General features: G+C 36.8%; 15 protein-coding genes, 1 tRNA gene and 1 pseudogene. 13 read left to right on the forward strand and 4 right to left on the reverse strand.

All coding sequences use genetic code 11. The features are described from left to right. Positions 1 to 74: 74 nt before the first annotated feature. Positions 75 to 542, reverse strand: a complete 468-nt coding sequence (locus V7201_RS22015; protein WP_335378900.1) for a hypothetical protein — start codon at positions 540 to 542, stop codon at positions 75 to 77. Between the two features lie 139 nt (positions 543 to 681). On the opposite strand from V7201_RS22015, the gene V7201_RS22020 reads away from it, so the two are divergent. The 8 genes and pseudogenes from V7201_RS22020 to V7201_RS22055 form a co-directional block, all read left to right on the forward strand. Further along, positions 682 to 1,092 carry a VOC family protein gene (locus V7201_RS22020; RefSeq protein WP_335378901.1) on the forward strand — a complete coding sequence of 137 codons (411 nt, stop codon included), beginning with the start codon at positions 682 to 684 and terminating at the stop codon, positions 1,090 to 1,092. A 120-nt stretch (positions 1,093 to 1,212) separates the two neighbouring features. Continuing rightward, positions 1,213 to 1,773: an AAA family ATPase gene (locus V7201_RS22025; protein WP_335378902.1), complete on the forward strand. Its 561-nt coding sequence runs from the start codon at positions 1,213 to 1,215 to the stop codon at positions 1,771 to 1,773. A 192-nt stretch (positions 1,774 to 1,965) separates the two neighbouring features. Further along, entirely contained in the window at positions 1,966 to 2,421 is a 456-nt protein-coding gene (locus tag V7201_RS22030; protein ID WP_335378903.1) for a GyrI-like domain-containing protein, read from the forward strand. Between the two features lie 142 nt (positions 2,422 to 2,563). Further along, entirely contained in the window at positions 2,564 to 3,295 is a 732-nt protein-coding gene (locus V7201_RS22035) for a class I SAM-dependent DNA methyltransferase (RefSeq protein ID WP_335378904.1), read from the forward strand. Between the two features lie 12 nt (positions 3,296 to 3,307). After that, positions 3,308 to 3,778 (forward strand): GNAT family N-acetyltransferase, encoded by a 471-nt coding sequence (locus V7201_RS22040; protein WP_335378905.1) that lies wholly within the window; start codon positions 3,308 to 3,310, stop codon positions 3,776 to 3,778. Positions 3,779 to 4,476: 698 nt separating this feature from the next. Then, on the forward strand, positions 4,477 to 4,704 hold the full coding sequence (locus V7201_RS22045) for a hypothetical protein (protein WP_335378906.1): 228 nt from the start codon (positions 4,477 to 4,479) through the stop codon (positions 4,702 to 4,704). A 170-nt stretch (positions 4,705 to 4,874) separates the two neighbouring features. Beyond that, positions 4,875 to 5,390, forward strand: coding sequence for a hypothetical protein (locus tag V7201_RS22050; RefSeq protein ID WP_335378907.1), 516 nt, complete (start codon positions 4,875 to 4,877; stop codon positions 5,388 to 5,390). A 131-nt stretch (positions 5,391 to 5,521) separates the two neighbouring features. Continuing rightward, positions 5,522 to 5,728: pseudogene (locus V7201_RS22055) on the forward strand (YhcN/YlaJ family sporulation lipoprotein); the annotation flags it as partial. Positions 5,729 to 5,800: 72 nt separating this feature from the next. Here the strand turns inward: V7201_RS22055 and V7201_RS22060 are convergent. Beyond that, the gene (locus V7201_RS22060) at positions 5,801 to 6,232 is read right to left on the reverse strand and encodes a DUF2621 domain-containing protein (RefSeq protein ID WP_335378908.1); all 432 of its coding nucleotides are present in this window, start codon (positions 6,230 to 6,232) and stop codon (positions 5,801 to 5,803) included. A 138-nt stretch (positions 6,233 to 6,370) separates the two neighbouring features. Between V7201_RS22060 and V7201_RS22065 the strand changes: the two genes are divergently transcribed. The 3 genes from V7201_RS22065 to V7201_RS22075 all read left to right on the forward strand — a co-directional run bounded on the left by V7201_RS22065 (position 6,371) and on the right by V7201_RS22075 (position 10,259). After that, positions 6,371 to 6,467: transfer RNA gene (locus V7201_RS22065), tRNA-Sec, on the forward strand. A gap of 336 nt (positions 6,468 to 6,803) precedes the next feature. Further along, entirely contained in the window at positions 6,804 to 8,498 is a 1,695-nt protein-coding gene (locus tag V7201_RS22070) for a M3 family oligoendopeptidase (protein WP_335378909.1), read from the forward strand. Positions 8,499 to 9,140: 642 nt separating this feature from the next. Continuing rightward, the gene (locus V7201_RS22075) at positions 9,141 to 10,259 is read left to right on the forward strand and encodes a DUF4362 domain-containing protein (protein WP_335378910.1); all 1,119 of its coding nucleotides are present in this window, start codon (positions 9,141 to 9,143) and stop codon (positions 10,257 to 10,259) included. Between the two features lie 412 nt (positions 10,260 to 10,671). On the opposite strand, the gene V7201_RS22080 is transcribed toward V7201_RS22075, so the two are convergent. After that, complete coding sequence (locus V7201_RS22080) at positions 10,672 to 11,610, reverse strand: LCP family protein (protein WP_335378911.1); 939 nt, start codon at positions 11,608 to 11,610, stop codon at positions 10,672 to 10,674. A 470-nt stretch (positions 11,611 to 12,080) separates the two neighbouring features. Further along, a complete protein-coding gene (locus tag V7201_RS22085; protein ID WP_335378912.1) occupies positions 12,081 to 13,382 on the reverse strand; it encodes a M14 family zinc carboxypeptidase in 1,302 nt (433 codons plus the stop codon). 665 nt (positions 13,383 to 14,047) lie between these two features. Between V7201_RS22085 and V7201_RS22090 the strand changes: the two genes are divergently transcribed. Both V7201_RS22090 and V7201_RS22095 read left to right on the forward strand, forming a co-directional pair. Further along, a complete protein-coding gene (locus V7201_RS22090) occupies positions 14,048 to 14,851 on the forward strand; it encodes a metallophosphoesterase (protein ID WP_335378913.1) in 804 nt (267 codons plus the stop codon). 344 nt (positions 14,852 to 15,195) lie between these two features. Then, a partial coding sequence (locus V7201_RS22095) for a hypothetical protein (protein ID WP_335378914.1) occupies positions 15,196 to 15,512 on the forward strand: 317 nt, incomplete at its 3' end.

The raw sequence follows: 15,512 nt of genomic DNA on the forward strand, positions 1-15,512 counted from the left end.
ATTGCTTAGCATAACATAAATTGATCTTCTTTGATGAGATCAAGCACTCTTCAAATGGTAAGAGTGCATGTTGTTTAATTAGTCGTGAATGTATGCAGCAGCATTGTTTCGTCTTTTTGAATGAATTCAAAATAATATTCGATGCTATTTTCTGCAAATCCGACTGTAATCTTTTCGTTTTTCTTATCATGGAAGCGATATTCAAGTTTGCTGTAATCCAATCCGTTGATGAAGTCTTGGTCATGGCGGCCTTCGAAGTGAAAGGAATTTGTAGCCCTATTAATGGTAACACCCGAATCGGAAATGGATTGTAAATAATCGTAATCTTTTTTGATCATGGCATTAAATGCTTCCAAGGATAGATTCATGGATTCTCTTAATTGATCAGCACTTAGATTCGGCCTTTCTGCCAATTCATCTTTTAGCTTCTGAATTTCCTGGATAAGCAACTGGGTATCGTTTGTGCTCGACGTTTCTGCCTCTTCACTGGTGCAGCCGGTTAACAAGAATAAAAGAACAGCCGGGAAAATCAAATTCTTCATTGGATTACCACCTTCCATTAATTGGATTTTAACATTTCTTGGCTTCCTTAATCAATCTATAAATTGGAAAATTATAGATAAGTAGAAAGGGGAATTTCTATTTAAGTCGAATCCTTTAAATGAAGGGTGGTAGTGAAAAATGATCCAACAATTATTAAGAGTAGGTACCATTTACATTCCGGTAAATGATGTGGAAGTTTCTTCAGAATGGTATGCAGAAAAATTGAATGCCGAGATCAGCTATCAGGATGACGAAAAAGCAATCATTAACTTGGCAAATATGAGTTTCTTTTTAGTGAAGTCTATGGGACAGAGTGCGAATTTTGTAGATATCCTTGGTGAAGAGCGTTTTATTTTAACCTTTGAAGTAAATGGCATCAAGGCACTTGCCGAATTACATAATAATTTTTTAGAGAAGGGCTTAAGAGTGGGCGAGATAGAAGACAGGGGTCATGCAGGGAACAACTTTGTTTTTTACGACTTGGATGGAAATATGTTTGATGTTTGGAGTGAACTGAGCCCGGATTTTAAGAAGAGGTATTTGCTTTGAATTCTTGACATGAAATTGTTCTTTAAAAGGATAAATATACAGGGGAAATCATGTGGCATGTTTAGCTTTTAAAAATTAATACATCGTAGGAATAATAGAGTAGTAATATCAGGAGGACATATGAAGTTAGTATTAATATTTGGACCGCAGGCAGTTGGTAAAATGACTGTTGGGCATGAGTTAGAAAAAATAACAGATTTAAAGCTCTTTCATAATCATATGACAATAGATTTAGTGAATCCGTTTTTCAATTACGGCACTAAGGAGGGAAAAAGGCTTGTTTCCTTATTTCGCCAGGAGATATTTGAAGCGGTGGCAAATAGTGATTTATACGGTTTGATTTTTACATATGTCTGGGCATTCGATTTGCAGGAGGACTGGGATTATGTGGAGAGTCTCTCCCAGATTTTCGAGTCTAAAGGAGGGACCGTTTATTTCGTAGAGCTGGAAGCGGAACTATCTGAAAGACTCGATCGTAATAAAAGCCCTCATCGACTTGAACATAAGCCATCAAAGCGTGATATTACTTGGTCTGAAAATGACTTAGTAAAGTCAATGGATCAATACCGTTTGAATTCCTTTGAAGGTGAAATCAAAAAAGAAAACTACATGAGGATAAATAACACAGAAATGAGTGCGGAAGACGTGGCGAAAAGAATTAAAGAGAGATTCGAATTATAGATTTATAAAGAAAAAGGATGAAACAAAAATAAGGTGAGTGTATGGAGAAGATTTTGGGTTTTTTTTGCGGCGGACTAAGAAAAGCTGGAACAAGAAATCGAGAATAAAAAAAAAGAATCATGTAAATCAAAAAGGAATTGGCGGAGCTAAGGATTAAGGTCTTAATTCCTTTTTCTAACTAAAGGAGGCAGGATGATGTTTATGTGCAAAGTAGTTACAAAAGATTTTAAAGTAATTTGCATGAAGCATAAAGGTTATTTTAGGGACTATGGAGACACAGTTCCAAAAGCTGCACAGCAATTTTTAGAACATGCAAAGGATATACCGAATAGCACAGGACTCGAAGTGACGGTCTATGAGGCTCCAAAAGAACCAACTCAGCTAGAAGGAACATTTTTTGTTGGTATTTTGGTGAATGAAAATACAGATTATGTTCCTGAAGGTATGGAATACATGCATATTCAACATAGCTATGCTGTTGTTAAAGGCAAAGGAACAGAGATGGGAAATTTGTATTCTTTATTAGATAAATGGATTCTTGAACAAAGCTATGAACGTGCAACTCCTGAACAGTATATCATTGAAGTTTACTATCCGGTCCAGGATGATGTAGAGGATGTTGAAGTTTATATTCCGATTAAAAATTAAGGAATAATAATATAGAGGATGTCTATAAATAATCGAATTAAACTGCAAAAATTTTGCAGTTTTTTATTTTATTCGTTGATACAATTCTGAATTATGATAAGATATTAAAGATTTGTCATTCTTTTTAAATGGAGGAAAATGGATGGAGTTCAGAGGATCGTCTGCTTATGATGAAGGTGAATTTTTCGAGAATTACATGAAACGGAGAACTAGGCCGGAGAGTCCTAATAATGTCATCGAAAAACCTGTTTTACTTGAGCTTATTGGGAATGTAGAAGGTAAAAGGGTATGCGACTTAGGCTGTGGGGATGCAGAAATTGGTTTGGATCTTCTCCAACGAGGATGTCTTAGCTACACAGGTGTTGAAGGGTCAGAAAATATGGCTCAAGCGGCAGCAAAAAACCTAGAGGGTCGAGCGGGGAAAGTTGAACTGTCACCCATGGAAGAATGGCAACCTCTGACAGGACAATTTGATCTAGTTCTTTCACGCTTCGCTTTGCATTATTTAGCTGATCTAGATACTGTTTTTCAAAATGTTCATCACACTCTAGTGGATGGCGGAAAGTTTGTTTTTAGTGTCCAGCATCCCGTCCTCACTTCTTCTACTAAAAGTGCAGAAGCTTCGGGCACGAGGACGGACTGGATTGTCGATGACTATTTTAACCAGGGAGAAAGAGCTGAGCCATGGATTGGCAAAAAGGTAATCAAATACCATCGGACTACCGAAGAGTATTTTCGATTACTGAAGCAGGCAGGCTTTAAAGTCGAAGATCTGAGGGAAGGAACCCCAAAGGCTGAAAACTTCAGCAGCGATAACGAATATCAGAGAAGAAAGAGAATCCCTGTAGTCCTGATGTTTTCATGTGTTAAATAAGGAGTCTGGATCATGAGAATTACGTTAGCAAACGTGGATGATTATAAAAAACTTGTATATGTTTTAAATGAGTCAGCACTTGATTTACATAATAAAGGAATCAAACAATGGGATTATCCATGGAATGAGAATGAGATTTTGAGCCAGATAAAATCCAGCTATTTATACACCTTTTCAGTCGATGAGCAGCTAATCGGTACGTTTGGCATAAAAGATATTGATAGTCTAAGTGTTTGCCAGATCCAACCCAACAGCCAATATTTATATCAACTTGCAATCCTTCCGGAGTATCAAAGTAAAGGTTATGGTCGAGCGATTATCAACTGGGCTTGTGTATACGCTCGAGAAACGGATAGGTCATTATATTTAGATTGCTGGGCAGGGAACGAAAAATTGAAGAGCTTTTATCAGGAGAATGGGTTCCATTACGAAGGGGATTTTCCTGAAGAGGATTATTATATTAGTGTTTTTAAAATGAACTAAACACGAATCAGGAGGAGTAATATGGAAGCCATTTTTAAAGAAATCGTCCATATTATGCACCATGATTATGCCGGATGGAAGGACTAAGAAGGCTGGGATGACCCAGCCTATTTTTACAAGAATTGAAAGAAACAGATGTGGTTAATCAGAAAGCTTTACCCATATGAATATGCTACCTAACTTCCTTTTTTCATGTTCGAGCATCCTCTTGAGGTTATTGAAAAGGTATTGAACCTCATATCCAGATTCCCTGGACTCCTAACCATATAGAGGCCGATGTTGATATGCAAGCAGCCTTAAATTTTTTAGAAAAGAAAAAATTTACAAAATAGACGATTTTGTTTTATGTTAGCTTAACAATCATTTGTTAAAGTAGAGATGTAAACGGACCATGTAATTGACTCTTACTAAATAAGGAGTGTGTACGATGGTTTACAAAGTTATCATTAATTTCTTATTGGTGATCACGCATTTCTACATTCTTTAATAATTTTATAGAAAATACTAAAAACATTAACAAAATCAAGCTATGAACTTAATATTCATTATTTATTATATATTTTAGGTAGGGTAGCAAGTGTGGCTATCAAGGCAAATGGCGAAGGCGGGGCCGTTGCCTTTTTTTATGGGATTGAATAATGACAAGCTTCCACTAATATAATGACAAAACCATCTCATTTAAGACAGGAGGAGAAGGTTTGGCATTGAGACATACTGCTGTATTTTTGAAAGCCTCAGGGCTCTCCCTAATCCTTGTGCCCTTGTTCATGAAGGGCATGGGGTTTATCCGAATCCTCCCAAAGGCAGGTATTTACATATTGGTTGGGATTGGGTTCATCATGCTGCTTGTCGGCATGGTGTATGAAGTAAAAGCTTTGAGAGCAGGGAAGAGACTGGGTAGGAAAAAAGCCCGCCCAGAAAAATGAAAACGAGTCCTGAACTTTAGGACTCGTTTCTTTGTTTAAATTATCCTTTTTAAACTTTAATTTAACATTTTATCAGAAAATTCATTGTCATCGATAATTTTCTGTTATATTGTGGTAAAATTTTTTGTGGTAGGCTTTTTAATTATTTTTAATTGGTCAGGGTGGAAACATTGGCGAAAATACATATCATTGGTGGTCCCGGCAGCGGGAAAACCTACATAGCAAATAAAATATCAAAAATATTAAAAGTACCTAAATATGAATTGGATAATCTCTTTTGGGATCATGATTCAGAATATTTTGGGTCACAAACTCTTCCAGCTATAAGGCAGGAAAAGCTGGGGAAAATTTTAGCAGAGGAAAAATGGGTTATTGAAGGTGTCTATTATAGCTGGCTTGAGGATAGCTTTCATCAGGCAGATTACATACTCGTGCTTAAAACAAATGTGTACGTAAGAGATTGGAGAATCGTAAAAAGATTTTTATTAAGAAAGATCAAGCTGCAGAAATCTCCAAGAAAAGAAAATTTACGAACCTTGCTTGACTTATTAAAATGGAACCACAACTATGATGGAAATAATCTAGTCCAAGCGATAAAGCTAATGAAAAAACATAAAGACAAGGTCATTATCCTTACAAAAAATGAAGATGTTTTTAAGTTATTCAGGAAACGAAAAAAAAGATGATGTTCATAAAAAAGGGGATAGTCACAATGAGCATTTGTATAACGCTCATTGTGCTTTTTTTATTACTGAATTTCCTGCACATAAAATACGATGATTGGAATTTCTATGGTTGGAACAACGATGAAACAGGGAATGGGAGAAAAGATCTTGTGAAAGAAAATCACGATCGAGTAAAATCCATGGATAGAAATATCGAGAACGTCTTTGTTTCAAGCAATCCTGATTTCGTTGACCGTATGAAAGATTATGGGGATAAGATCCAGAATGGGGAACCTATTCGCGGTTTGTTTGATGAATTTAGTGAAATGGTCCAAAGGGTTTTTCCTACAGCTCGATAAAGGTTAAAAAGGGAACCTTGATTTCAGGTTCCCTTTAAAAATATCATTGTTTTTCGAAAACTATATAGTTCTTTAGAATAACGTCTCATATGGAGCAGTGCTAATTTGTTTCTCGGCAAGCCTTTTGCGCAAAAACTTATGATCCCGCTTTGGTGTTGCAAGGATGTAGCCGCGAATCACTAACTCCTGGTTAATTGTATCGGCTTTTTCCTTAAGTGCTAGCTCACCAATTTTACCGGCAATCTTGTGCCGTGCCACATCCCTGAATAATTCAGGAACGGGACTGACAAGATCCTCAAGCAATGCCTTCTGGTCATCCGGCCATAAATGCCTCGTTTCGTTTACATAATACTCTTCCCAATCCATATCCGATTTTCCATCATTCTTCGGCATCTTCTTCAAGAACTTCCGGAACATGAAAAATCCGCCTATCGCAAATAATCCAACTAACACTAGAACCCAAAACATAATAAACCATAAAAACCAACCTTCAAGCTGATACATTAACCTTCACCCACACAATTCTAATATCTCCCTATATTATAGTATTGGCGCGGGGCGGAAGACAAGTCATGTGACAAATTGAGTAACTCTCTTGTAAAAAAGGCAGCTTGTAAGTATAATAGACCTTGTTCTTAAAACGGGGCTGAATGGGGTACTGGTGTCCTCCACGGTCTTCAAAACCGCTTGTGACCTGCGTGCCAGGTTAGCTGGGTTCGATTCCCAGGCGGTCCCGCCAAAATACATAATTTTACCGCACAGTTATCAAGCTGTGCGGTTTTTTTGTATGCAGTATTTATTGCGTTATTATGAGTGGGACAGGCCCCTCACTAATCTGCTCTTTTTTCTGCAAAAACAAAAAATCGACTACGATCTCTAGGACCAGAATCCCTCAAAGTAATTGAAGACCTAGTAAAAAGCTCTAGAATGGGAATCTCCTTTTAGATAGTACTAAGAATAACAGTAAAATCTTTATTTCGAATAACGAAATTTTTTTTAAAATTTAAAAGGAGATTGCCTCATTTTGACGAAATAGGTACTTTAACGAAAATTTTTACTACAGGAGGATTCTTTCATGCAGTTTAACGATTATCCATATACAAGACCAAATATTGAAGAGGTGGAGGGGAACTTTAATCAATTAATAGAGAGGTTCCAATCTGCTGAGTCCTTTGATGTTCAGGACCAATTAATGAAAGAAATCAATGAGTTACGCTCTGAGTTTGAAAGCATGAGACAGATTGTTCAAATTCGTCAGACGATTGATACCACGGATGAGTTCTATAAGAAAGAAAAAGATTTTTTCAATGAAGTAGGACCAGCCTACAAGGGTCTAATCACAAAATATTACGAGGCGCTAACAGGTTCTAAATTCCGCTCTCAGCTAGAAGAAAAGTGGGGGAAACAGTTATTCTTATTAGCTGACAGTCAATTAAAGACATTCTCTCCTGATGTGTTGAAAGAAATGCAGGAAGAAAACAAACTAGTTAGTGAGTATGTTGATTTACTTGCTTCAGCTAAAATTCCATATGATGGGGAAGTTAAAAATCTTGCTCAGTTAGTTCCTTATCACCAATCACCTGACCGTACTATTAGGAAGGAATCAAACGAAGCGAAGTACAACTTTTTCGTTGAGCATGCCGATCAATTGGATGATTTATACGACAAGCTCGTAAAAGTACGTACTAGAATTGCTAAGAAGCTAGGATTCTCTTCTTTTACTGAGTTAGCCTATGCCCGACTTTCTCGTACTGATTATGATGCTGAAATGGTAGCAAAGTTCCGTGATCAAGTGAAAGAGTACATCGTTCCTTTAGCAACAAAACTAAAACAAAGACAGCAGGAACGTATTGGTGTCGATACATATAAATATTACGATGACAGCTTCAGCTTTAAGACAGGAAATCCTGATCCTAAAGGAGATGCGGAGTGGATTGTCGATCAAGCGAAGAAAATGTACGAGGAAATGTCTACTGAAACGAATGAGTTTTACACCTATATGGTAAAAAACAACCTAATGGACCTATTAAGCAAAGCGGGTAAGGCTGGCGGGGGATACTGCACTTATATTAGCAAACATAAGTCACCATACATATTCGCAAACTTTAATGGCACAAAAGGTGATGTTCGTGTATTAAAGCATGAAGTGGGACATGCGTTCCAAGTATTTGAAAGTCGTGTATTTGAAATACCTGAATACGCGTTCCCTACACTAGAAGCGTGTGAAATCCACTCGATGAGTATGGAATTCTTTGCTTGGCCTTGGATGGAACTTTTCTTCGAGGAAGATACCGATAAGTACAAGTTTTCTCATCTAAGTGAAGCGGTTCTGTTTATTCCTTATGGTGTAGCAGTCGATGAATTCCAGCATTTTGTGTATGCCAACCCGGAAGCAACTCCATCTGAGCGCAAGCAAGCTTGGAGAGAAATCGAGAAAAAGTACTTGCCACATCGCGATTATGAAGGAAACGACTTTTTGGAAAATGGCGGTTTCTGGCAGCAACAGGGACATATATACAAGGTTCCTTTCTACTATATTGATTACACACTAGCTCAAATTTGTGCGTTACAATTCTGGAAACGGACGCAGGAAAATACAGAGGATGCCTGGAAGGATTATCTACATCTATGTAAGCAGGGAGGAAGCCTATCATTCACAGAGCTTGTCCGTGAAGCGAACTTAATTTCTCCATTTGAAAATGGTTGTGTGAAATCTGTGATTGATGAAATCGAAGCTTATTTGAATACAGTAGATGATAAGGCTCTTTAATAAAGAAATATAGCAAAAACAAATTAAGTATATATAATGGGATTGGCCGCTATCGGAGGGCCAATTTCTTTTTTTTTCTTCAATACCAACCCAAATTTTATCCACCATTGTGAAACAGGAATTAACTTGTATGTTGGTGCCATGCTAGGTGCCGGATTTGTTGATATCTCATGAAAATACTAGAAGTTAAGAAACCTTAATTTATCAGTATTTTTGGTTATATCGGGGTACTAGAAAAATACATGGCAGCAAACTTCAAACCGTTTTGACCTGCGTGAAAGGTTAGCTGGGCTCGATTCCCAGGCGGTCTCGCCAAATTTATATACAACTGTTCGCACATATTGATTTTCACATGCGTTTTTTTGTTTTTGTAATTTTATATTTCTCCCTAAGCACTCCCACAAACTATACTTGAAATAAAAAGGGATATACCCCCGGCTATTTCCATTAGCAACTGTGATGTAGAAGCATAAGATACGTCCCTATGCTTCCCGCCAAATTTATCGTCAATATAAATAAGTGCCTGACACTTTAAAAGGATTGTGACGTTTTCTCCATTCTTTCGTCTATTTAATTAACGATGTAATTTTTATCCAAAATAGGTCACTTGTGCGAAAATTATAGAATGGATGTGAGGGTCAAATGATAAGAATGTCAAAATTCCTTTTTTATTTTATTTTAATCTTTTCGCTAGCTGCCTGTAATACGCAAGTTAACAAAAATGATATCCCTAATGCCAATGGAGCCTCTCAATCAACAGGCAAAGAAAGCCAAAAACCTTATGTAAAGGATGTGGGGAATGTTGATGTCGTGAATACTCATGGAGGCGTTGAAGGGATTGAAAGGATGCAGCGGTTCTATGAAGATATGAAGAGTGGGGTGGTTTCTGATTTACGGATCGTTTCCTACACGATTGAAGGGGATCCGATTGTTAAGGATTTGAAATACAATGGGGAATCTCTTGTGGTGAAGAATGACAACACCCGTGATGAATATGGGAGTGGAGAAATTCGAACGATTAAGTGTGGCCATTTAATTGAAGAAATAAATCCTACCAATACCACTTACATAGCAACTGATTGTAAAGATCTACCGACCGGAATGGATCAAATCCTAAAACTTGAATATAACATGAGTCAACAGGATTTGTTTGAAATCGAACTAAAGTATAGAGAGAACCTGGAGAACGAAATAAATACTAAAACCGGGAAGATGAAAAAAGAAAATGGTACGACTGAACCGTTTCATATGGCGGAAAATGTAAAGCAAGAGCTGTATAAAAGGCTAGTCTTTGCAAATTACTTGGATGATAAAGAGACCTTTGCATCATGTGAACGTCCTGACGCCATAAAGTACAATTTAAAGGTGTATATCAATGGAGGGGAGCGGGAATTTAGCTGGAAGGATTGTGACGATAGCTTATATGGGTTGAAGTTTACAAAGATTGCAAATTACATAATTGCGCAAATTGAGCAGCTACAAACGGAAAAGCCTGATGTTATCGTTCAAGGATATGTGCTAGAACGAAAAGACAACACTTTGTTAATTGGAGAAGAATTAAATAAAATGGATTATGAATGGATGAAAGATGAAATAAAACAAATGGACATGAATTCATTCATATTTGATTTTACCGAATTAGAAGGAGTTCCCATTGAAGAGTACCAGCTTGGTGATAAAATCCGAGCAACGATAGACGGTAATATCACCGGATCGAAGCCAGGGAGAGCCAAAGTTAAAGAAATTAAAAAAATAAATTAGCGGTAGTGGAAATGCAAATTTAGGAATGTTTTATACCATACAATATTGCTAGCTTGATTTTTGAACTTTTTAAAAGAATTACTCATTTTGTATCTTCGAAGTATTAATACAATTTCTAGCTATCCTTGGAGCCCCAAATTTAAAATATAGAAATCAAAAGTAATATTAGTCTGCAAGAAACCTTGTACTAACATACTTTGGGGTACATCAAGATACAGGATAAGCAGGTGCCAGTAAACTTCAAAACCGCTCGTGACCTGTGTGCCAGGTTAGCGAGGTTCGATTCCCAGGCGGTCCCGACAACTACACACAGTTAAACCGCACGATGAAATTTCAAACGTGCGGTTTTTTTATTATTTTGGTTGAAAAATACACAAAATAGGGCCAAATGTTTCGGTGGAAGAATCCAACTTTACTTATCTTCCTTTTCTAAAAACCGATCAAGAGCCATTTTATTTTGATCTAAATCGACATCTAATACTTCTCCGATGCCATCATAACGTTCATTTGTGAAACTGCCATCTTCAGGGATTCGTATGCTTTCAATATCTCCACTTTTATTAGACAAAATGTCTTTTCCAATCGTCAAGAGGGTGGAGGTTTCTATATTTGTATCAATGTAAGTATTTAAAAGTCCCAATAGTTCAGGAAGCTTTACTACACTTTGCAGACTTACAGCTTTATCCTTTAATTTGGTAATAACTTCTTGTTGTCTTTGCACTCGTCCGAAGTCACTTAAACGATCATGTCGGAAACGAACATATCCTAACAGCTCTTCACCATGAAGTTGCTGTTCACCTTCCTCCAACGTCATTCCTATACCATGAGACATTTCATAAGGTATATTTACTTCAATTCCTTCGGGAACGAGGAGGTCGACAGCTTTTTCGAAGCCTTTAAAGTCGACTATCGCATAATGATGAATATTTAGCCCGAAATTTTTTTGAATGGTTTCCCTAAGTAACTCAGGTCCTCCGTATGTATAAGCAGCATTTAATTTTTGCTTCCCATGTTCAGGTATTGAGACATACATATCTCGCATAAGTGAAATTAGTTTGACCTTATGGGTATCAGGATTATAATGTGCAACCATAATCGTGTCCGTTCTAGATTGTTCTTCACCTCTGGAATCACTTCCTAATAAAAGAACATTGATTTCGTTTAGTTTATTTTTCTCTCCTTGAAAGGAATTTTTTGCTTCCACTTTTTTTAATGGTTGTTTGATTGTTTCTATCGTTCCTTCTATGTAATGAAAAATATTAATAAGACCCACAAAAAATATACTTAAAAGAATAAAGGCGGTCCATACTCTGCTCCATTTTACCCTTATTCTTTTTTTTGTTCCTGACATACTTGCACCACCTAGGCTGAATTAATAACCATAATTAGATTATGAACAACACTTCATTTGTTTTGGATAAATAGAACTGAAGGAAGTCCATTTTTACTTGAAGAAGTCATTATCCCATAAAAAGATTTCATCTTATGGGATATTTGGTTACATTTGTTTGAATTTCTGTTTACAATCTTTACTTTCTACGTATTACCCAATCTACATAGCAATTAGTCTAAGATTCAATATAAAAGTTAAATAGATAGAGAAAGTATCAGTGTTGGGTCGGTCAGAATATTGGGGGATCAAAAAGAGGCAATGGAAGAGTTCTTAAATATTCGCACTTTATATAGGTTATTAGAATATGCTAACCGAGTTCGATCCCTATACAATCTAACAAATTACATAAGGGAACCGCACGGTGACTTCACTCGTGCGGTTTTTTGTGCTGTATTAAGTTCGCGTGGTGCCAGCTAATAAAGTTGGTCTTAGTGATCGTGATCTCCACCAGGATTTACTGGGAAAGAATACTCTGGTATGGCATCATATACAGCTGGATCTGCCTTTTCTATCGTGTCATCTGCCAGGCTATTCAGAACGGCCAGCACTGGAACTTTTGCAGTTTCTTTAAGCATGCCGTTTTGTTTTTGGCCTAAGGTTTGCGTTTGGCCTTTTATTTCTATGAGCATGGTAGCTGTACCATTTAACTGGATGGCACCCAAGCCTGAGCCAGGGTAGTTAACAGTCGGATATTTCTGAATGGCACCATAGGATGAGTTGCCTCGCTGCAATGATTCATAAGCGACTGCGTTTACTTTTTTGCTCAAGGTCAATACTTCTGGGTCGATATCGTATGTTTTACCACTGAAAGGATCCGTGTATGGTTTCGTTGTAAATTGGGCTAACAGCTGGATTGAGACTGAACGGCTGTCTTCTTCTGATAATCTATTGAAACCTCGGTGATGAAGGTCAATTGCTACATCAGGATCAAATTCTTTTACTAGTTTTGTAAGTGCTCGTGTTTCAGGTGAAAAGACTAATGATGCTTGTGCACCGTTGTTTGTAGATTTTTGATTTAAAATTTCTGCTACTTTGCTAGAATCCTTTTTAATTTCCTTGGTTACATCAAAGTCATAGTTCGGATGGAAATCCCGATTCAAGTCAAAACCAGGAATTCCATATACAACTGTTCCTTCATTATTCTGTCCTCTTTCACTTCCTACAGCATTGTAATACCAGGGAGCTTTTGTATCTGCCGGCAGGCCAAGTTCTTCTGGCTTCCATGTTTGATGAGAGTATCTAGTCGGATATGGCTTTCCTTCGTATTGATTGGCTGTTCCATCAGGGTTAATTCGTGGGACAAACCAAACGCTGACCTTGTTCAGGATATTAGCCGCTTCAGTCCCTCCAGCTGCCAGTTTTTGCATTAATTCTACAGCTGCCTCCGTACCCAGTGTTTCATTGCCATGGATTTGAGTATAAATGAGAACACGCTTCTTATTGGGGTCATTATTACCAAATTTAGCAGCATAAAGAGGGTAGCCATCGTTGGAAGTTCCGAACTGTTCCAGTACCATCTTTCCTTTTGATGACTTTTCAATTTGTTTTAGTTTGGCTTCCAATTGTTCATTAGTCATTAGGCCTGCAATAGAAAGGTTCTGTTCATCCTGTACCCATGGACCGTTTGGGGTGGTGGTTGATTCGGCATAAATGCTGGTTGAACTGTAAAGAAGAGAAGTTGCCAAGAAACCGCTAGAAATTATGTATCCTAGTGCTTTTTTCTTTTTCATATCATTTTCCTCCCTTTGTTAATAGTTTCCAAGATATTTTAACATGATAAAAACTGTTTATAAAATATTAAATTGATAATTTTGAATATTAGGAAAATATACTCTTAAATAGATAGGGATATTGACATGTAAAATTAAGGGAGTAAATCCTTTTAAGGAAAAATGACTCAGAGAAGCTAAATGATTTTTACTCTAAAATTTTCTGAATTATCATTTTACTTATTTTAATAATATGCTAGTTTGTTAAATAAGAAGTTAAAAAGCGAAAAGAACAATATGAAAAAATAAAATGGAGACCACTTTTTTATACAGCCTGGAGGGAAGATAGATTGAAAGAATTCCTGCAACAGCTTGAACCAACAATTAATTCAATCTTTGAACATCAGAATCCTGAAGTCAGCTGGAAGGAATGCAGACAACGTAGTTTCTGAAGGGTTTTTTAGAAGGAAAGGATTTTGAAAATATCACTTGTCCGGTTTTTTTGTATAGTGTAACTCGAATAGAAGGTGCAAGGAGTGTTGGCAAAAGTACAAGATGTAGAGAAATAGAGGAAAGGTAAAATTCTTATTCCTTTCCAGTAGTTCATTTTCTTTTTGAGCGTCCAGGACAGAAACGATGGGATTTTAAGTTTAAGTGATTATTATGCTTTGAGTAGGAGGGTTTGAATGAGAATTGCTGTTTTATCAGATATTCATGAAGGTATAAATCGTAAAAATACAAAGATCGATCTAATGGACGTCTTAAAAAAATGGATTGCTGAGAATTCTCCGGATGTTTTTATCATTAGCGGGGATATGACTGCTGGTCCTGAAAAGAGTCTTGCATTATTGAATCAAATTCAAAATGAATCTGTGGGAACAAGGATCTTCTTTGTTCATGGAAACCACGATATCTATCATGGAGATTCAGAATTAGCATATCAACTACTACTTAAGTTTCAAGGCAACCTCGGAAATGGTCCTGTCGAATTAAATGAAGAATGGGTGATCATCGGGGATGGTGGCTGGTACGATTACTCTTTCGGCATAAAGGGTTACACGAAAGAACAATTCCAAAATGGTTCTTATAATGGTTTTACATGGCCAGATAGAACTTATGCACACTGGAAGGTGCCGGACCATATAGTGACTGATCATTATATTACGAAGTTAGAGACCTGGTTAAGCGCATATCGTGGAAGAAAAATTATTATGGTAACACATGTTGTTCCATTTTCAAAGTATGTATTATGCAAGGACAATCCGAATTGGGACTTTTTCAATGCGATGATGGGCAGCACTCGGTTGGGAGAATTAGCTCTGAAATATAGTGTTGAAAAATATATCTTTGGTCATATTCATACCCGGTATCATGATCACTATAAAGGAATTGAAATGATATGTAATCCATTAGGCTATTATCCACATGAATGGAACCTCCATTCTCCAGAAGAAGAAATTTTCTCCTGTATAAAAATAATTGAGATTTAAAATTTATAGTTAACTGCATGGTGAATTACAATCGTGCGGTTTTTGTTTTCTTTTGAAATGAAAAATACTTTAGATACTTAGAGGTGCTAGTTTTTTTCATGAACAACCGAATAGAAGTTATCCAAAGGCTGCTGGACCGTTTGATTGGTATAGGGGCCTTTGAATCTATTGATTTAACTGAAAATGCCTTTGGTTTGGAATTCTAATTTGCTTTTGGTTCACTCAATTTGCTCAAAAGATGCCGCCCTAGAGCGAACTAGCAGAAGGATAGGGGGCTGTATTAAAATTTCGTCTCGAAACATATATTTTTTGTAGTGAATGTTTTGGAACAGAGGGGTGCAGAGATGAATTTCCAGATGCAAAAGGCGAATTTGCTTGCTGAAAATATTCGGGTTTTTATTAAATTTGTTTATAAAACCCTAGATAATAAAAATAACCCTAGGTCTTATTCAGATAAGGTCTATCAAATAAAACTGTGGATTGAGGATTTTAAATTCCATTCATTAGCCAATGAACTTACGAGAGTAAATCAAGTTACTTGTGATGAAAAGTACACCCAGCTATTAGTGAATAGACTCATAAAGGGAATTCAAATTATAGATGAGTACGTAGAAAGAAATTATGAGGAATTATATATTTTTACAGGTAAGCTATATACATT

It is taken from the genome of Bacillus sp. JJ1122 (assembly GCF_036964885.1).
GTDB lineage: Bacteria > Bacillota > Bacilli > Bacillales > Cytobacillaceae > Mesobacillus.